The sequence below is a fragment of the Microbulbifer maximicatervae (SeqCode) genome, assembly GCF_052467955.1.
On record NZ_CP174329.1, the window covers coordinates 608,699 to 627,891 of the forward strand.

General features: G+C 49.9%; 14 protein-coding genes. 9 read left to right on the forward strand and 5 right to left on the reverse strand.

The features are described from left to right. Window positions 1-65: 65 nt before the first annotated feature. Genes ACJJI5_RS02625 through ACJJI5_RS02635 form a run of 3 tightly spaced genes read left to right on the forward strand, consistent with a single transcriptional unit; the run spans window position 66 to window position 2,145 of the window. Entirely contained in the window at window positions 66-845 is a 780-nt protein-coding gene (locus ACJJI5_RS02625; protein ID WP_445355447.1) for a hypothetical protein, read from the forward strand. A 35-nt stretch (window positions 846-880) separates the two neighbouring features. After that, the gene (locus ACJJI5_RS02630) at window positions 881-1,363 is read left to right on the forward strand and encodes a GNAT family N-acetyltransferase (protein ID WP_444906936.1); all 483 of its coding nucleotides are present in this window, start codon (window positions 881-883) and stop codon (window positions 1,361-1,363) included. An 11-nt stretch (window positions 1,364-1,374) separates the two neighbouring features. Continuing rightward, window positions 1,375-2,145, forward strand: a complete 771-nt coding sequence (locus tag ACJJI5_RS02635) for a VIT1/CCC1 transporter family protein (protein WP_445355448.1) — start codon at window positions 1,375-1,377, stop codon at window positions 2,143-2,145. Window positions 2,146-2,148: 3 nt separating this feature from the next. Here the strand turns inward: ACJJI5_RS02635 and ACJJI5_RS02640 are convergent, their stop codons facing one another. After that, window positions 2,149-3,231 carry a GGDEF domain-containing protein gene (locus ACJJI5_RS02640; RefSeq protein WP_445355449.1) on the reverse strand — a complete coding sequence of 361 codons (1,083 nt, stop codon included), beginning with the start codon at window positions 3,229-3,231 and terminating at the stop codon, window positions 2,149-2,151. A 178-nt stretch (window positions 3,232-3,409) separates the two neighbouring features. On the opposite strand from ACJJI5_RS02640, the gene ACJJI5_RS02645 reads away from it, so the two are divergent. Next, a complete protein-coding gene (locus ACJJI5_RS02645; protein ID WP_445355450.1) occupies window positions 3,410-3,931 on the forward strand; it encodes a macro domain-containing protein in 522 nt (173 codons plus the stop codon). Between the two features lie 1,391 nt (window positions 3,932-5,322). Here ACJJI5_RS02645 and ACJJI5_RS02650 read toward each other — a convergent pair. The 3 genes from ACJJI5_RS02650 to thiI all read right to left on the reverse strand — a co-directional run bounded on the left by ACJJI5_RS02650 (window position 5,323) and on the right by thiI (window position 11,362). Beyond that, on the reverse strand, window positions 5,323-7,311 hold the full coding sequence (locus ACJJI5_RS02650) for a glycosyl hydrolase family 18 protein (protein ID WP_445355451.1): 1,989 nt from the start codon (window positions 7,309-7,311) through the stop codon (window positions 5,323-5,325). Window positions 7,312-7,871: 560 nt separating this feature from the next. Next, window positions 7,872-9,680 carry a translational GTPase TypA gene (gene typA, locus ACJJI5_RS02655; RefSeq protein ID WP_282930811.1) on the reverse strand — a complete coding sequence of 603 codons (1,809 nt, stop codon included), beginning with the start codon at window positions 9,678-9,680 and terminating at the stop codon, window positions 7,872-7,874. A 200-nt stretch (window positions 9,681-9,880) separates the two neighbouring features. Then, window positions 9,881-11,362, reverse strand: a complete 1,482-nt coding sequence (thiI, locus tag ACJJI5_RS02660) for a tRNA uracil 4-sulfurtransferase ThiI (protein ID WP_413663717.1) — start codon at window positions 11,360-11,362, stop codon at window positions 9,881-9,883. A 325-nt stretch (window positions 11,363-11,687) separates the two neighbouring features. Here thiI and glnA point away from each other — a divergent pair, with 325 nt between their 5' ends. The 4 genes from glnA (at window position 11,688) to ntrC (ending at window position 16,646) form a co-directional block, all read left to right on the forward strand. Further along, on the forward strand, window positions 11,688-13,094 hold the full coding sequence (gene glnA, locus ACJJI5_RS02665) for a glutamate--ammonia ligase (protein ID WP_108734896.1): 1,407 nt from the start codon (window positions 11,688-11,690) through the stop codon (window positions 13,092-13,094). A 188-nt stretch (window positions 13,095-13,282) separates the two neighbouring features. After that, window positions 13,283-13,837 carry a DUF4124 domain-containing protein gene (locus tag ACJJI5_RS02670; RefSeq protein ID WP_444895769.1) on the forward strand — a complete coding sequence of 185 codons (555 nt, stop codon included), beginning with the start codon at window positions 13,283-13,285 and terminating at the stop codon, window positions 13,835-13,837. A 316-nt stretch (window positions 13,838-14,153) separates the two neighbouring features. Continuing rightward, on the forward strand, window positions 14,154-15,236 hold the full coding sequence (gene glnL, locus ACJJI5_RS02675) for a nitrogen regulation protein NR(II) (protein ID WP_444906938.1): 1,083 nt from the start codon (window positions 14,154-14,156) through the stop codon (window positions 15,234-15,236). Window positions 15,237-15,239: 3 nt separating this feature from the next. Next, window positions 15,240-16,646 carry a nitrogen regulation protein NR(I) gene (ntrC, locus tag ACJJI5_RS02680; protein WP_444906939.1) on the forward strand — a complete coding sequence of 469 codons (1,407 nt, stop codon included), beginning with the start codon at window positions 15,240-15,242 and terminating at the stop codon, window positions 16,644-16,646. Window positions 16,647-16,715: 69 nt separating this feature from the next. On the opposite strand, the gene ACJJI5_RS02685 is transcribed toward ntrC, so the two are convergent. Next, complete coding sequence (locus tag ACJJI5_RS02685) at window positions 16,716-18,614, reverse strand: hypothetical protein (protein WP_445355452.1); 1,899 nt, start codon at window positions 18,612-18,614, stop codon at window positions 16,716-16,718. A gap of 200 nt (window positions 18,615-18,814) precedes the next feature. On the opposite strand from ACJJI5_RS02685, the gene ACJJI5_RS02690 reads away from it, so the two are divergent. Continuing rightward, window positions 18,815-19,150 carry a PAS domain-containing protein gene (locus ACJJI5_RS02690; protein ID WP_444906941.1) on the forward strand — a complete coding sequence of 112 codons (336 nt, stop codon included), beginning with the start codon at window positions 18,815-18,817 and terminating at the stop codon, window positions 19,148-19,150. The last annotated feature ends 43 nt before the right edge of the window (window positions 19,151-19,193 follow it).

Here is a 19,193-nt window from a genome sequence, read left to right on the forward strand (position 1 = left end):
TGCATTTGCGAGGTTGAGAGAATTATAGTTATTTTCAAAATTATTTAAACTTAGCAGAAATATAAATGAAAAATATAGCTTTGTATCTGTGTCTATTAGTTGTGCAAATAATCACAATGCCGTTTTGCGCTAAAGCTCTCTCTGAGGGGATGCCTACGGATATAACTATCCGCGCCAAGGCCATGGATGCCAAATTTATTGGTTCTTCCATCGGTGGTGCCATGGTTATTATTCGCGATGCAGATTCTGGGGAAATCCTTGCCAAGGGGCTTACCCAAGGGAGTACCGGTGACACCGCCAGAATTATGAAAACGCCTCGAGAGAGGTTTCAATCTATCGCCGATGGCGCCGCACATTTTACCGCTACACTGAATATCAGTGAGCCGGTGTTTCTGACGGTGGAAGTTCTTGCGCCGTATATCAAAAAGCAGGCCCGAGTGGCGGCGCAGACACAGACTTGGCTGGTTCCGGGAAAGCCTATTTCTGGTGATGGGCTGATTGTGGAAATTCCGGGAATGTTGGTAGATTTACTCAGCCCACAGACCCATCTCTATTCAGGTTTGGACCAGAGTCCCTTTGATATTCGCGCTAATGTGGTAATGATGTGCGGATGTTCACTTACCGATGGTGGGCTTTGGGACGGCAGTAAGATAGAAGTTGTGGCATTGGTTAAAAGAGATGGCAAATCATTTGCTCGAGTGCCGCTAGAGATACAGGAGACTATGAATACCTTTAGTGCACCTTTTGCGACGGATTTGCCAGGTGTTTATGAAATTGTGCTATATGCCTATGATCCCAAGACTGGAAATACCGGTGTAGATCGGGGGAGCTTCATTGTGCGCTAGGCAAGTGCGGCAAGCTGTCTGAGATATGGATTTCTATGGATATTCGGCAGGCTACAGAGTATGACCTCGAAGGCATGTGGAGCCTCTTTAGTGTTGTGCGAAACAGAGGGGATCTGCCTTTCTCGCATAAGATCAGTCGAGAAGTGTTTTCTGCTCAATGGCTTAATGACGACTTACAGACTTATGTTGCCGAAGAGTTACCTCACCTGCTGGGGGTGTATAAATTAGGGGTTAATTTCCCTGGTATTCATAGCCATGTCGCGACAGCCAACTTTCTCGTGCACACGGATGTGCGCGATCGCGGTGTAGATCGTGCACTGGTCCAGCATGCAATCGCCAGGGCCCAGGACGCCGGCTATTTGGAAATGCAGTTCAACTACGTTCCCAGCGACAATGAGCCCGCAATAACCCTTTATACCGAGCTGGGCTTCACTATTATCAAAACGCTAGATAGAGCATTTACCGATCCTTTGGGAAGGTTACAAGATGCTTATGTTATGCAGCGGTTTTTACAGTAGTTCGTCGGGTTATGGACCGGCAAAACCCAAAACACCAACAGGAAAGCCGGGAAGCGCTAATTGAGGAGCATCGACCGGAGCGTATTGAGGCGCGCTTGCGAAGTCGTCCACAGTCACAGTGGCTCTCTGATTTTGTTTTGGGAGCGATAGATGGCTGCGTAACTACCTTTGCCATTGTTGCAGGCGCTTTTGGTGCAGGCTTCTCCGAAGCGGTTGTGCTTGTGATGGGCTTTGCCAATCTTATCGCTGATGGTTTCAGCATGGCGGTAAGCAATTATGAAGCTGCCAGTGTGGAGCGTGAGCAACGAGCCGCGGCTATGCGTACAGAGCGTCAGCATATTGCTTTAATTCCCGAGGGAGAGCGGGAAGAGATCAGGCAGATTTTCTATCGAAAGGGATTTCGAGGTGAAGTTCTCGACAATATTGTTGACACTATCACCGCGAATCAAAAGCTGTGGATAGAGACAATGCTGGCGGAAGAGTACGGTATAAGCCGCTTAGAGCATAAGCCTCTGGGGGCGGCACTGATAACCTTCGCCGCTTTTTTGTGTGTAGGTGCTATCCCCCTGTTGCCCTACCTTTTCCACAGCCTTAATCCCGCCGAACAATTTTATGCGAGCGTCGTTCTTTCGGTCTGCGCTTTTTTTGCTATTGGCTTGTGCAAAGGATTGGTGTTTTCCCACCACCTGCTGGTGGCGGGCTTAAAAACTCTGTTTTTTGGCAGTAGCGCAGCGGCCCTGGCACTCGCCGTTGGCTATCTACTGCGTCACTTGGTGACTTAATATTTATGCGGCTACCACTTTGTTGCGCCCGCCATTCTTGGCTCGATACATACGTTTATCTGCTTCGGCCAATAGCTGATTGAGTGGCTTGCCATTGGTGCTGCCTTCGACGACTCCGAGACTGATTGAGATTTTTACCGGGCGTGTATAGCGGCGACTGAGGGTGGATACTCTGCGACGAAGTTTTTCTGCAAGGACACTGCCGCCTTTCAAGTCAGTATTCGGCAATAGCAATAAAAATTCTTCGCCGCCCCAGCGTGCCACAATATCCTCAGACCGGGTGTTACTTTTCAATATCTTGGCAACATCTTGTAATACGCGGTCGCCAAAGGAGTGCCCGTAGGTATCGTTGATCGTCTTGAAGTTATCTAAGTCACCAATAAGGATGACATATTGATCTTTCAGCTCAGCATTCCGGCGCTCTAATTCATGAATGGCGCGAAATGCTTCTCTGCGATTCGCTAATCCGGTCAATGTGTCCGTGGCAGCATAAGTCTCCAATTCACCTGTTAATCGCTGGAGGAGCTGTTGGGTTTGGTGACGGCTACTGTCAAGTAATGCAGTTAGAGCCGTGAGTGCACCAAATACTGCAATAAAACGCGCACGATAGGCCGTATCATATTTGGCCGTGAGCCCTGGGAAATCCGGATAAAACAGGATTGCTGCCGTAGCGAGACCTATGCCGAGCAGTGCAGTGGTGCCGGTTTTATAGCCGTAAAGGTTGATAAATCCGGGGACCAGCATAACTGCCCACATCAATCCGGTATTGTTTACACCACCAGTCATTAGTAAGTAGAAATACAGCGCCAATAAAAGAATTCCCACCAATAATGGCGTTTTCTCGGTAGGACCGATGATATTGACAGTGATATACGCAAATAAAATAACCACCGCGACGATAAAAAGTGTCGATGCCTGCAGGATATTAGTTGCAGTAAGGGCGATGATCGCCATGGCTCCGGTGATAGCCATAGCGAATATCAGCATATAAGAGGAGGCCAATATCCGTCTGCGCAGATCTATGCGCTGCACTTCATCAATAGAGGTGGATATCGCGGGGTTTTGATTGTTATACCCTGAGCTCATAGTCATTCCCGTTGCTATACCGACTGCAACCTTCCGCTTGCTCGGGACCGTCCTGCATCATACAACTATGCTGGTAGCCACTGCCGGAGTGAAGCAATGGTGAGTATAGGGGGAATCTGTCACCGACCAAAGTAGCAAGCTACAGTATCGGTAACTCAAACTTTAGAACTGAGAAATCGTGACACAAATTCAACTGACTTCTGGCGATATCTTGACGATGCGTGGAGATGCTCTGGTGTGTCCGGCACACAAGCATCTTATTCGGGGGCGGGGGCTTTCAGCGCAGATTTATGCCCAGTGCGGGACTCGGTTACCCCCCCAATGTGCCAATCAAAGAGCATGCCCAGTTGGTGAAGCTCGCGTGACTCGAGCCTATGATTTACCGGTCGATTACTTATTGCATACTGTTACGCCCCAGTGGAGCAGTGGCGATCAATGGGGGAGCCAGGCCATAGTTCTGTTGAGGCACTGCTATGAAAGTGTTTTAGAGTTGGCGATAGAGCGCGGCTGCAAAACGATACTGTTTCCGGCATTGGGAGCTGGCACTAACCGCTTCCCTCACGAGATTGCAGCACATCAGGGGTTGGCCGTTTTACGCGCTTATGCCTCAAGGTTCGAGAGACTCACAGTTTGTTTGCACTCACAAACTGCATTGGCGCAGTGGCAGAAAGTTGAGCAGCGCTTTTATGGCCATCATTGATGTGTCACGGGTAATTGAATGGGATACAACTTATTGTGTTAATTATTTAGTTAAGCACTATTGATTCCATGCAGTTAATGGTTCCTTCAATAACCTAATGTGGCGTATATACAGTAGTTCTGCGGTGCAGGCAGATCGAACCACGGCATGCCAGTCTAACAAGCAATAACTTACCAAGTCGTCTTCTGATCTCATGAATTGAGAGTTATTCAGGTGCTATACAGTCTTTTCTAACTCTTCCGTTGATTATTAAGTGCTATGGCTCCATCTAACTATTTAGTTCTAACGTGCTAAATATTGAAATCGTTAGTTGTAATGAGTCATCTATTCGCTAAAGATAGTTGTCAATAATTTAATAAATATGCATTATTTTTATATGTATTTTTTAAGCCTAAAAATTTTAGTAACTATGGACCACTGCAAAGTCTGCATACAAGAACAAAATATCTATGAAGGCATAGGGCATAGATGTGCTTTGTGTCGGGGGTGAGTGCCCCCTAAAATGAAAAGAAATCCTCTTTTTTTACAGTTTCCCATGCCGCCTATGAATAGCCAGCGCGTTATTATTCACTGTAAGTAGGACTGGATTGTCATTCTGCTTACCACTTTCATTAGTGGCTCTTATAGTTACTTCTTATTTTAAATTTTTAGTATCTCAGCGAGAACAGTCTTTATCTGAGAACGCTATCTTGGCAGGCCTTACTACTGAGGGATATATTTTATCAATGCGGTCAGTAATGTTTGTTTCTATAATATTGTTTGCGACCTTCTTTAAGCTGCTTACACACTTAATCCCTAAGCCAAAATAGAACTTGATAAAGAGTTAAGTCTAAGATATTGGGGACTATAGGTTGAGGCAATCAATTCGTAAAAATTTTAGAATCCTATCGTTTTTTTATCTTTGATAGTCTTGGGGATAAATAGTTATTTTGTTGCCAGCTCCAATGGAGTGAAATTTAACTCATTATTTTCCCTTTTTCCTAAAGAGTATAATTGGAGTCAAATTCAGGCGGTTGAAACAGCTACTGGCACTGGTCCGGCACCTAGCCGCTGGGTTCCAAAATACATTTTAAGAATGGATGATAAAAAATTAGTTTAATTGATTACAAGCTGCAGAGATTTATTGCCTCTTACACCAGGCTCAGAATTTATCTTCGAGATCAAAATCAAATTAAGTATGAGCAAAATCTGACAAATGATGGAATTCGTTGGTTGAGAAATAATTTGCCAAAGGATGGCTTTGGTGAAGTGATGCATATCTTACAAGGTGCGCCGTAATAATTATTTTAAGCGCGGACTAAATAATAAATAGAAAGGGCCCGATAAGGGCCCTTCTATTAGAACAAACATTGAGCCACCTTCCCTGAGAAGGCGGCCAAAGTGTATCCAGGTTACTGGCAGGAACTCGCTTCCCAGTACTGGGGAGCGTTAGCCGGGGACCACCAGTTGGGTCCAAAGGTAGACACGTAAACCTGGCCTTCGAAGGTTACTAGGTCGCCAACTTGATAGCCTTCGTCACCAGCATATGGCTGCTGGAATTCGGGGCAGGAAGCGGTCTCACCTGAACCTTGATCGCTGTCGGTGTTGTCATCGGAACCGTTATCGGCGTTGTCGTCAGAACCGCTATCGGAGCCATTGTCGTTGCTATCGCCAGAGCCGCTGTCGGAACCATTGTCGGAGCCTTCGCCCTCAGTTTGACAGGTGGTTTCGGTCCACAGCGATGGCGCGGAACCTGGAGACCACCAGTTTGGCTCGTGGGTGGACTCGTAGGCGACTCCTTCAAAGACAACAACGTCACCGACTGAATAACCTGGGTCGCCGGCATAGGGCTGCTCAAACGCGACGCAGGCGCTGCTTCCGCCATTATTATTGCCACCGCCACTTCCGGTGTCTCCAGTGTCTCCGGTGTCTCCAGTGTCTCCAGTGTCTCCAGTGTCTCCGGTGTCTCCAGTGTCTCCGGTGTCTCCGGTGTCTCCGGTATCGCCAGTGTCTCCGGTATCGCTATCACTGGAGCCACCCTGTCCGAAAACTTCGAGTGCGGCATCGAGTAGTGGATACTGGTATTCATTGTTCTCCAATAGCATTCCACCGCGTAGCTGCCAGATCATCACGCCACCAAGGCCCTGGTCGAGCACATATTGGGCGCGTGCGGCGATAGAAGTCGTATCTTCGAAAGAGATAAAACCGCCATCCTCAAACCAACCATAGTGGGTGACGGCCTCGGGATCGTAAGCGGTCTGGAATGAAGAGTCGCTCTGCATTTTCTCAACGATCTGGTAGTAGCGCGTCTCGGTGTCAGAGCCCCAGTGAGCGACGTCTTGTCCGGAGGCGGCTTCACCGATTGCGGTGGCGCTAGCTACGCTGCGGCCGTAGTGGGACATACCCAGGGTGATCTTCTCAGCAGGAATATTGCCCTCAGTCATCCACATATTGCGGCAGCTGTCTGCGTCGAAGCCTTCGTTGACCTGGCCTTCATAGGGGTACAGCGGCGAGGTATGCTGGGCTACGGTATCCCAGTCGCCACCAAAGTCATAAGTCATCAGGTTGACATAGTCGAGGACTTCGCCCACAGCAGCAAAATCATAACCCTCTTCTGCAATCGAGGGGCCACAGGCCACGGCAGCGGTCAGTTCCAGATTTTTGCCGGTCTCCGCTTCAACCTCATCAAAGCGCGCGCGCAGCTCTTGCAGCAGGGTGGTGAAGTTTTCTTTGTCGATCGAGCGTCCGCCGTTCGGTGCATAGCCGGGGTATTCGAAATCGAGATCGAGACCATCGAAATCCCAGTCAGTAAGCAGTGTCACTGCATTTTCGATAAAGGCTGCACGTGCGGTGTCGCTCTCCATCATCTCAGAGACTTTGTGGGAGAGGGTCCAGCCGCCCATAGACAGGATCGCCTTGGCACCGTCGTCATGTACCGATTTTACAAAACCTGATTCGTGGTCATTCCAGCCCTGGCAGACCGCGGGCTGAATACTGGAATCGTATTGGCTGTAGGGGTGCCAGAATTGCGGCGAGCATTTTACGGGACCATCACCGGCGCCGCCGGAAAATGATTGGGCGCCCAGGCCGTAGAAAACGTAGGGGTCTGTAAAGTAGATGTTGCCGTCTTCGTCATTCCAGGCAAAGGCGTACTGAACGTGAGTGAGCTTGGAGAAATCCACGTTGTCATGGGTGAAGGATGAGTCGGCCCAGTATTCCCAGTCGGCCCAATAGGCAGATACACGTTTTTCAGTTTCTTGCGCGTTAACATTACCGCTTATTGCGATTGCACCAATAAGAGCCGCAAGTGTTTTGAATTTAAATCTAGGCGCAAGCCTGTGCTCACTACAGTTTTTTTTTGAAACCCTTGTTCGGTCCTTAGGTGGCAGGAGAGAAAACATTCGATTGACCTCCCATAGGTCTTATTTATTTATAAAAAATTAATTGTTGTAACTGGAAAGTTGGAATAAAGGAGCCTATAAAAGTTCCGTTTGAAAAATAGAGAGACAGCGCACACAACAATTTTTTCTGGAGATAATTTCCCTGTTGACGCTTTAAAACGTGATGCAGGTGGGGTTTATTAAATTAATTTAAGGGGAATCTTAGCGGAAATGAGCGATTGAACTGTTCTAGGGTAAAGTGGATTCACTGAACTGGCGACAGTGAAATTTGGAAATTAAAGTTCGACTTTTTCTTTATTGTTGAATTTTGTTTTATTTAACTGTCGAATAAAAGGATAAGTTTGTTTCTGGTGGTAGGGGCAAATTTCCAGTTGTGGGCACTGTCAGAGGTTCGGTGAGTTGCATCACTGTATATTTGCCAACTGGGTAAGTTTTCTGATGGTAAACTACAGATTGATACCGGTTTTTTTTAGTGGGTCATAACGATGAGTCTCTGTCATGATATGGCAAAAATAAAAAAGGGCCCAAAGGGCCCTTTTTAAAGTTGAAGAAAATACTAATTATTTCTTCGCGCGCTTGCGCATATTTTCCTGCAAGATTTTCTTGCGCAGGCGGATAAAGTTAGGAGTCACTTCTACCAACTCATCGTCTTCGATAAATTCCAGAGCCTGCTCAAGGGTGTGACGAATGGGTGGTGACAGAGTGAGTGCATCGTCAGTACCTGACGCGCGCACGTTGGTGAGCTGTTTGGCCTTGGTAGGGTTCACCACCAGGTCGTTGCCACGGGAGTGAATACCGACGATTTGGCCTTCGTAGACCTCTTCGCCGTGGCCCAGGAACAGGCGACCACGATCTTGTAGTGCGAACAGACCATAGGCGAGGGTTTTGCCCTTGACCATGGAAACCAGTACACCGTTGATGCGCTTGGCCACCTCACCCTGCTTCACCGGACCGTAGTGGTCGAAGATACTGGTCATAATGCCAGAACCACTGGTGATGGTAAGGAATTGGGAGCGGAAGCCGATCATGCCGCGCGAGGGCACGATAAAGGTTAGGCGCACGCGACCTTTGCCATCGGGCTCCATATTGGTGAGATCGGCCTTGCGCAGGCCCAGCTCTTCCATAATGGGCCCCTGATGAGGTTCCTCAACATCGATAACCACTTCTTCATAAGGCTCGTGGATCTCTCCGTCGACCTCTCTCTGCACCACTTCGGGGCGGGAAACGCCCAGCTCGAAACCTTCTCGGCGCATGGATTCGATCAGGACAGACAAGTGCAATTCGCCTCGGCCGGAAACCTTGAACTTATCAGGAGAGTCGCCTTGCTCTACACGCAGGGCCACGTTGTGAATCAGCTCCTGGTCAAGACGCTCTTTGATGTTGCGCGAGGTAACGAACTTGCCGTCCTGGCCAGCAAAGGGGGAGTCGTTGACCTGGAAGGTCATGCTTACGGTGGGCTCGTCCACGCTCAGGGCGGGCAGGGCTTCTGGAGTATCCAGATCGCACAGGGTATCGGAGATATTTAGCTCACCCACACCGGTGATACACACGATATCGCCAGCACTGGCTTGCTCCACTTCTACACGCTCCAGGCCGAGGTAACCCATAACCTGCAGGACCTTGGCTTTGCGCGAGTTGCCCTCGCGATCGAGAACTACCACTTGCTGGTTCGGCTTCAGGGTACCGCGAGTGATACGGCCAACGCCGATTACGCCTACGTAGCTGGAGTAGTCCAGAGCGGAAACCTGCATCTGGAAGGCGCCGGTGGGGTCAACCTTCGGGGGCTCAACCTTGTCCACAATCATCTGGAACAGCGGCGTCATATCGTCGGCCAGGTCGGTGTCGTCGAGACCGGCGATGCCGTTCAGGGCGGAGGCGTAGACAACCGGGAAGTCCAACTGCTCGTCGGTGGCGCCGAGGCTGTCGAACAGGTCGAATACCTGGTCCATCACCCAGTCGGGGCGAGCGCCGGGGCGGTCGATCTTGTTAATCACCACGATCGGGTTGAGGCCCTGCTCAAACGCCTTCTGGGTTACGAAGCGAGTCTGCGGCATGGGGCCATCTACTGCGTCTACGAGCAGCAGAACTGAATCCACCATGGACAGTACGCGCTCTACCTCGCCGCCGAAGTCGGCGTGCCCTGGGGTGTCGACAATATTGATGCGGTAGTCATTCCAGCGGATAGCGGTGTTTTTCGCCAGGATGGTGATGCCACGCTCACGCTCTTGATCGTTGGAGTCCATGACGCGCTCGGCGCCTTCGTCGCGGCGGTCGAGAGTGCCGGACTGGGACAACAGCTTGTCCACAAGGGTGGTTTTGCCATGGTCTACGTGGGCGATAATCGCAATATTGCGCAGATTCTCTATCACTGGGGGCCTCTGGGCGTTAAATCTTGGTAAGTCGGGGCGGGGGCCTGCGGGGTTTCTACAGCAGCATTCCGGCCAAAGGCGGCGATTATAGGGGGGCCGCATGACAATTGGGAGTGATTTTGAGTAAAAAATCACCGCCCCGGGGCGCTGATCGCTTTAAAACCCGCGCGGGCGGTAATTGCCCGCGCCTTGAGCAGAAGTTACTTCTTAATGGTTTCCGGTCTGTGGGGAATCAGCGGGCGCAGCACGCCCACATTGCGAAAACCTTCGTCCAACAGGTGTGAGGCGTGCAGGCGGCTCATAACGCCTTTGGAGCAATACAGGAGGTACTCACGCTCTTGGTCCAGGTGGGCAAAGCTGTTGTTGAGACGGTAGAAAGGAATAGTCTGCACCTCACAGCCAAGCTCCAGTGGATCCAGCTCCTCCTCATCCGGGTGGCGGATATCGATAACCACAGCGCTGCCCGGCTCTTCGCGGATCTCCACATCCGGTGCTTCGCCATCGACTTCTTCGATCACCTGATCAATATTTTGCATCACCCGATTGCTGATAGCGCGATCGAGGACGGTGAAATCGAAGCGGTTTTCCTCGGACTCCACTTTTTCAATCTTGGCGCGGGTGGTGGGTTTTACCGAGATAACGCCGCAGTATTCCGGCATATTGGCGGCGAACTCTTCAGTGCCGATGGCCCGGGAGGTGCGGATAATATCGGTCTTGTCGGTGGTGATCAGTGGGCGCAATACCAGGGTATTGGTAACACTGTCGATCACCGACAGATTTTTCAGGGTCTGGCTGGAAACCTGGGCGATGGCTTCACCGGTGACTACGGCGTCCACCTCCAGTTCCTTGGCGATCACATCGGCGGCGCGCAGCATCATGCGCTTCAAAATGACGCCCATATGGGAGTCGTCGACCCGCTCGAGAATCTCTGCCACGACTTCGTCAAACGGCACAGTGATAAAGCGCACCCGATGGGAAGCACCGTATTTGTTCCACAGGTAGTAGGCGACTTCTTTCACGCCCAACTCGTGCTGGCGTCCGCCCAGGTTGAAGAACAGGAAGTGGGTGCGGATACCGCGCTTCATGGTCATGTAACTGGCCACGGTAGAATCGAAGCCACCGGATACCAGCGACAAAACCGGGTCTTGCGTGCCCAGGGGGAAGCCGCCCAGGCCGGGATGCTGCTCTTCGATCACGTTGAGCTTATCGTGGCGGATCTCCAGCTTAACGGTGATGTCGGGGTTTTTCAGTTTGACTCCGGATGCCTCGGTGTTCTTGTTGAGGCCGCCGCCCACGTACTGCTCCACATCCAGGGATTGGAAGTCGTGTTTGCCGGTGCGCTTAACCCTGACGCAGAAAGTCTTGTCCTTCAGGGCGTCTCCCCATACCGACAGGGTTTTCTCGTACATGTCATGCAGGTCGCCCAGGGGGAACTGGCGCACGCGGGAGAAGTTGGCGATGCCGGGGGTGTGAGAGAGCACCTCTTCGATACGTCCACCCAGGTGGGACACAGCATCGGGCGCGATCACATCGATCTTTTCCCAATCCTTTCGCACCTGGATACGGTCGTCCAGCTGGCGCAGCAGGCGCTGCAGGTTGTCCTTGAGCTGGCGCGACATGCGCTTGCGCACAGGGTTGCTCTTGATGGTGATCTCTGGAAAAAACTTGACGACAAAGTGCATGGGAATCCGTGGGGTACCGCATGTTGATAGAAGGTGCGGCATTATAAACTAGCCGGAGCCAAGTTGGTTGTGCACTGTTTGCGGGCGAAGCGAGAGCAAGTATGTTCTATTTTGGTGCGTATTTATGTGGCTGCTCGGCCACAATACATCTATCCTGGCTGCGTCAGCACTTTGCTGGGGCTCGCACCGGCGCCAACCGGGACTATGAGGCGATTGCCCTAATTTGGCACACTCCTTGCTTTATTTCACGCCAGGTAGAGAGTGAATGCCGGCAGCGACAGCAAGGCATAGCGACCAATTACTTTTCAAGACCTGGAGGACTGCAATGTCAGCGAAAACGCTCGGTTTGATTAATGAAAGTGAAGCGAAATGGATAGACCTGCGCTTTACCGATACCAAGGGTAAAGAACAACACGTTTCCATCCCTGCGTCGGAAGTTGACGGTGAGTTCTTTGAAGAAGGCAAAATGTTCGATGGTTCTTCCATCGCCGGTTGGAAGGGCATCAACGAATCCGACATGATCCTGATGCCGGACGACGAGACCGCTTTCCTCGACCCCTTCACCGATGAGAGCACCGTTATCATTCGCTGTAACATCGTCGACCCAATTACTGGTCAGGGTTACGAGCGCGATCCTCGCTCCATCGCATTGCGCGCTGAGGAATACCTGAAGTCCACTGGCCTGGGTGACACCGCTCTGTTCGGTCCCGAGCCCGAGTTCTTCGTATTCGACGACATCACCTGGGGTGCCGAAATGGGCGGCGCCTTCTACAAGATCAACTCCGAAGAAGCAGCCTGGTCCTCAGGTCACAACTTTGCAGAAGGCAATATTGGTCACCGTCCCGGCGTTAAAGGCGGTTACTTCCCGGTTCCTCCGGTGGATTCCCTGCACGACGTTCGCGCCGCAATGTGTTCTGCGATGGAACAGATGGGCCTGCGCGTAGAAGTGCATCACCACGAAGTGGGTACTGCTGGCCAGTGTGAGATCGGCGTTGCCGCCAACACCCTGACTAAGAAAGCGGACGAAGTACAGATCCTCAAGTACGCTGTACACAACGTTGCCCACGCCTACGGCAAGACCGCGACCTTTATGCCCAAGCCGCTGGTTGGCGATAACGGTTCCGGTATGCACGTTCACCAGTCCTTTAGCAAGGATGGCGTAAACCAGTTTGCCGGTGACGCCTACGCTGGTCTGTCCGAAGCTGCTCTGTACTACATCGGCGGTATCGTTAAGCATGCTCGCGCCCTGAACGCGCTGTGCAACGCTTCCACCAACTCTTACAAGCGTCTGGTACCTGGCTTCGAAGCGCCGGTAATCCTGGCTTACTCTGCGCGTAACCGCTCTGCGTCTATCCGTATTCCTTTCGTGCCCTCCCCGAAAGGCAAGCGCATCGAGACTCGCTTCCCGGACCCGACCGCCAACCCATACCTGTCTTTCGCCGCACTGCTGATGGCGGGTCTCGACGGTATCAAGAACAAGATCCACCCTGGCGATGCTGCGGACAAGGACCTGTACGATCTGCCGCCGGAAGAGTTGGCTGAGTACCCGACTGTCGCTTCCAGCCTGGAAGGCGCCCTGGATGCTCTGGATCAGGATCGCGAGTTCCTGACAGCCGGTGGTGTATTCACTAACGATGCTATCGATGCCTACATCGAGCTGAAGCGTGAAGAAGTAGAGCGCCTGAACATGACCACTCACCCGGTTGAGTTCGATATGTACTACTCCGTGTAATGGCGACCGGCATCACGATGATGCCGTCGAGCTGTTCTCGAAAAGCCCGCGCCACCCTGGTGCGGGCTTTTTTATTGCGAGTACACTGTCAGTGGAAGTGAATTGAGTGCCGCTATGCGGAGGCTCAGGAATATCCCATTGGCCCGATCTGGGAAGAAAGGAGCGTCCGCCCTGCGGTCGAAAACACTATGGCAAGGTTTTGGCAATTAAAGGCCCTGTTACTCGCAATGCCTCTGGTGGCAGTTGCGGCTTCTCAAGAGAATGAAGAGGCTGGCGCGATCTACAAAGTGGTTGGGCCCGATGGCCAGGTCAGTTTTAGCGATACACCACCGGCAAATGGCAACTCAGAGAAAGTGGATTTAGCCCCAATCAATATTCAGCCAATTGCGCTGCCCCGCCAGCTGCCCACAAGAAAGCTGTCGCCCAAAAGTGATGATGGAGAGTTGGGGCCGGTATCGATTCGAATTGTGAGTCCAATTAATGAGGCGACTATTCCGCCAGGGCAGACACTGATAGCGCTTCAGGTGGATGTGGCCCCCAATTATCCAGAGGGCGCTAGCTTTTATGCGGTTATTGATGGGCAGCGCTGGCAGGGAAGTTCGGCTGGTAACTCCCTGGATATCTCCGCCCTGGTCCGCGGTACCCATACGCTCAAGGCGGTTCTGCTAGGGCCCAAAGGGCAAGTATTGGCCCAGTCGCAAACGATCACAATTCATGTCAAGCGCCCGATAGCTCGGGGGTGAATGTTTGAGGGAGTGCAAAGCTCCCGCTACCCCTTACTTCGCTCTAAAGTCCGCCTGCCTGTTTTTTGACCTATGCACCTTAATGGTGCATTCTCTCTGTGGTCGGCGGCATCCTATTTCTGAGACTGAATACTCGCAATGCCGTTGTTGCTAATCGCGCACTGATTGTGTCCGGTTGAAGCTGCTTCCGCCTACAAATGCCAGCTTATGCGCCATTTTGGTTTGCTTTTTGCACTGACTAGATACAGCGCTAGTTTGCTGGGGGTGACCAAAGGGAGTTTGGTCAGAGCCTCGGAATGAATCGGAAATTTTGTGAATGCTGAATGATCGCCAGTTGCGCCAATTACTCGATAGCCTGACTTCCGCAGTGTTGGTGCTGGATGAAAACTTATCGCTTTGCTATTTGAACAATGCTGCTGAGGACTTGTTTGCCGCCTCCAGTACCCGGGTTAAAGGCTCGAAGTTGGAGGAGGTGGTGCGAGAATCTCCCACTGCCTATGAGGCTATGCGGGAAGCATTGCGCAAAAATGAGAAGTATACAGTGCGCCGGGCCAGTTGGAGGTTGAACAATCTTGAAACCCGGACCGTGGATTACTCAGTCAGCCCGGTCCCCGAGTTTTCTGTGCTACTTGTGGAAGTGCAGCCGATGGATCGCCTGTTGCGAATTGCCAGGGAAGATGCGCTGCTCAGTGCCCAGGAAACGACACGAAACCTGGTTCGCGGTATGGCCCATGAGGTCAAGAACCCCCTCGGTGGTATCCGCGGGGCGGCACAACTATTGCAGCGCGAGTTGCCGGACCGGGAGTTAGACGAATATACACAGATTATCATCGAGGAAGTGGATCGCCTGCGCAATCTGGTTGACCGTTTATTGGGACCACGCCAGCCGGTAGTACTGGAGCCGGTTAATGTGCACGAGGTTCTGGAGCGGGTTGCCCAATTACTGGATGCAGAGTGTATCGGTGAGCTTCAAATTCGCAGGGACTACGATCCGTCTATTCCCGATGTTCCCGCCGATAGCGAACAATTGATTCAGGCGCTGCTTAATATTGCCCGCAACGCCATGCAAGCCATCGATGAAAGTATTGGCCTCAGTAGTGGGGAGATGGTATTGCGTACGCGTATCCAGCGCCAATTCACCATTGGCCGCCGCAACTGCCCATTGGTCTGCCGTATAGAAATTGAAGATAACGGCCCGGGCATACCGGAGGAAATTCGCGAGCGGATATTCTTCCCGATGATCTCCGGCCGCGCCGAGGGTTCAGGTCTTGGACTTTCGATTTCCCAGAACATTATCAATCAGCACAAGGGGTTGATTAAGTGTGACAGCCAACCCGGCCGTAGCATTTTCCAAATTTATCTGCCCCTGACTACCGAATTAGCTAATACAGGAACCTAGAGAATGAGTAATCGCGTTTGGATTATTGACGACGACAGATCAATCCGCTGGGTGCTGGAGAGAGCGCTATCGCGTGAGGGAATTGATACCCAGTGTTACGAGAGTGGCGACCGCGCCCTGGATGATTTCTATAGCGATTCACCGGATGTAGTAATCAGTGATATCCGCATGCCGGGCTCCGATGGCTTTAAATTGTTGCAGCGTTTCCAGGCTGAACGACCGAGTCTGCCGATAATTATTATGACTGCGCACTCGGACCTGGATAGCGCGGTAGCTGCTTACCAAGGGGGAGCCTTTGAATACCTGCCTAAGCCATTTGATATTGATGAGGCCGTAGCGGTAACCCGGCGCGCATTGATGCACGCCAGTGAACAGAGTGCTGAAGAACGGGTTGAGCCGGAAAATGGTCAGGGTAATAAAGAAATTATTGGAGAAGCGCCGGCGATGCAGGAGGTCTTCCGTGCGATTGGCCGTTTGTCTCACTCCAATATCACCGTTTTAATCAACGGTGAATCCGGCACCGGTAAGGAGTTAGTGGCGCAGGCTCTGCACAATCACAGTCCGCGCAGGGATAAGCCATTTATTGCATTGAATATGGCGGCTATACCCAAGGACCTGATGGAGTCTGAATTATTTGGCCATGAAAAAGGGGCCTTTACCGGTGCCAGCTCCCAGCGTGCCGGACGTTTTGAACAGGCCAATGGTGGCACCCTGTTTCTAGATGAAATTGGTGATATGCCCGCAGATACGCAAACCCGGTTATTGCGCGTGTTGGCTGATGGTGAATTTTACCGTGTCGGTGGCCACACCCCGGTCAAAGTGGATGTGCGTATTATTGCGGCGACTCACCAGGATCTGGAAGAGTTGGTATGTCAGCATAAATTTCGCGAGGACCTGTTTCACCGCCTGAATGTTATTCGCATCCATATTCCAAGACTCGCGGATCGCCGTGAGGATATTCCGCGATTGGTGAGGCATTTCTTTAATGCTGCGGCAAAAGATCTGGGGGTGGAGTCAAAGATCCTAACCAAGGAAACTGAGGAGTACCTCTCTGGGCTGGATTGGCCTGGTAATGTACGACAACTGGAAAATACCTGCCGCTGGATTACCGTGATGGCCTCTGGGCGCGAGGTGCATATTGAAGATTTGCCACAGGAGTTGCATCAGCAGGGCGCGACGACAGAAACACCGGCAGACTGGCAAAAAGCACTGCGCTTGTGGGCTGACCAGGCCCTATCCTCTGGGCAGCGCGAAATTTTAAATGAGGCTGTTCCCGCATTTGAAAAAGCGTTAATAGAAATTGCGCTTAAGCATACTGCTGGGCGTAAACGCGATGCAGCTGATCTATTGGGATGGGGTAGAAATACCTTGACACGGAAGCTAAAAGAATTGGAGATCGGTGGGGAATAAAGAGAGTTTGTGCTTGGGGAAAATTTTTCTCCAAGCACATTTTTCAATTAAAATAGATTGCAGCTGGTTTTAGATATCTACTTTTTTAAAGCGGCCAATGAAGCCGTTTTTATAATCTGTCTGGCCTTCTTCTAGTCTTGAAGAGAAGATTTCAAGGTAAGATTCAAGATAGTAGATATCCTCATCGGTATTGATAAGTCGTAATCGCCTTTTTTTCCATAGTATGCAGTCTTCAGATTGTCCCTCGCAGGATGGCAGGTAAGCAGCAGTGGAATTCTCCTCCGTTTCCAGATTTGGATCATAGTAGTGGTTCGAAACTATTGAGCCGTCTGCTGCTATCTCCCACGAGCCTTTGCGTTCATCCGTCATCCAGTCATAGTCAGAAAATGGATTGAATGGATCGAGAGGGTAGGTAAATTCTTGTTGAATAGTTCCATTATCGGAATAAACGACTGCCCAAATATTGGGAGTTGGAAATGAAGTGTGAGTCTCCACTCTTAATGGAGGAGCCTCAAGTAGTGTGTCATCTTCTTCAACCAAAAAACTAGAAAATATATCTGTTGTGCCATCGCTACCTGTGCTAACGGCAATGACCCTGGTCGCATTTCCGAATGTACTCATGGGAATGTAACGTGTTTGTTGGCCACTTTCGTAGTTTATGACTAATTCATTAGTTAGAACTGCTGAAAATGTTTCTTCTTCTTTTAGGTCCGGCCCAAATTTCTCTTTACCAGTATTCTCAGAGTCCATGCTGAACTTTCCAGAGAAGTATTTGCAGTTGCAGTTTTGGTGGAAATTTGGATGGTAAGTTTTAGTTGAAAAGTGACTGGGAATTGATTCCCAGGAGGCGGAATAACTTGTATTTATGGTGTTTAAGTATCTTTTTTCGCTGTATTCATATTGCTCCCCGCTCTGGCTTGTACAAGTGCTATTGAGGTTGATCTCCAGTACCTGGCTATATGGCGTCGAATAAATATGCCTTGTATTAAAGTTGCTGTTTCGAATATCTATACAGTTATGAAGGCTGAACCTGCCCCAGCTTACTCCGTCAGCTATTTGTCCATTAATGTCACCGTCCTCATCCAGTGACAGAGTGAACTCTCCAATTCCAATAAAATTAGCTGTGCCGGAATTTTGTAATTCTTCCTTGAGTTGTATGACCCCGGGTATTAAATTGTCGCTGCCTGAGCTTCCAGTCAAAAAGATTGTTTCTAAGGATTCATTCAGCCTGTAATTCTGTTGGTGAGAGTAATTATTGTCTAGGATTTTCAGTAGAAGCTCATCTGCATACTCTTGATTTGATTGAATTATGTCTTCTATATAGGCTTTTGAGAATGAATAATCTCTGATGAAGTCTGTCGTATTTGAATATCTATCTTCGAGAAAGAAAAAGTTCGTGTTGTCTGAGAACTCTTCATTAATTGCACCTTTTAGGAATATAGCTAAATTAATAGCATCCTCCATAGGCACTTCGAAAATATGTTTTTTTAGGCCTTCAGTGGTTGTGATTTCACTGTTGTTGTTTGATATCTCTGCAAGGTTGGAGATCGACGCTGATAAGCTGTTTAACACTAAACCCGGGTTATTGTTGAGGTAGCTTACTTCATTATTTATTGCTTGGCTCGAGAGTTCACTAAATGACCCAGCATAGGATTTAAAACTGTAACTCCAGTCATCTGAGACCGCACCCTGCGCAATTATGGTTACTAGCTCGTCGCTATGGTCGCCTTCTATTTCAACCGTGAATTCATTGTTGTTTGTTTGCTCGGCAGTAAAATGGCTTTCGCCAATGCTGACTGTTATTTCTGGAAACTCAGAGAAGCTTTCGTCAAAGACTCCATGCAGGGTAATTGATGACTCTTCTGGTGCCGGCTCTGGGCTAGATGAATTGCTTCCTCCTCCGCTACATGCACTAACAAGAATCGATGATGCTGCTAGTATTGTTAGGTGTCTGGTCAGTTCCTTCATAACCTCTCTCTATATTCAATATTAATTATTGGCCGTATAATACCTTTGTGAAGTTAAATTGCACGGCATAATAGTGGTACGCATGCATTAGGTTGCAAAGCTAAGTTTTCCTTTTATTTTTTTATGAACTTATAGGGTCGATTAACTCAGCTATTATTATTTTTATTAAATGCTTAATGTGAGTAATCCACAGGTGTTATATGACTCGAGATGAATTGAAAGTCGTTGATGACGTTCCATTCTTGTTTTGGGTAAAAGATAAAAGTGAGAAATATATTTGGGGTAATCAAAGGATATGCGAATTGGCCGGAGAGGATGTGGTTGGTAAAACTGATGTCCAATTGGCCTGGGCAGAGAATGCCAAAGCGTTACGTGAAGCTGACCAGCGTGTATTTTCCTCAGGGGAACCCGATTACCTTCTCGAGCATGTCGTTCAATCTAGCCTGGGTGAAGTTAATCTAAGTGTGTGTAAGTGGCTGGCGGATTTTGAAGGAGAGCAATGTTGTTTTGGAATTTCTTTTTCTATTAAGAAGTGATTTTGCAATACAAATAGCCCAAAATTTGAGCTATTTGATATTT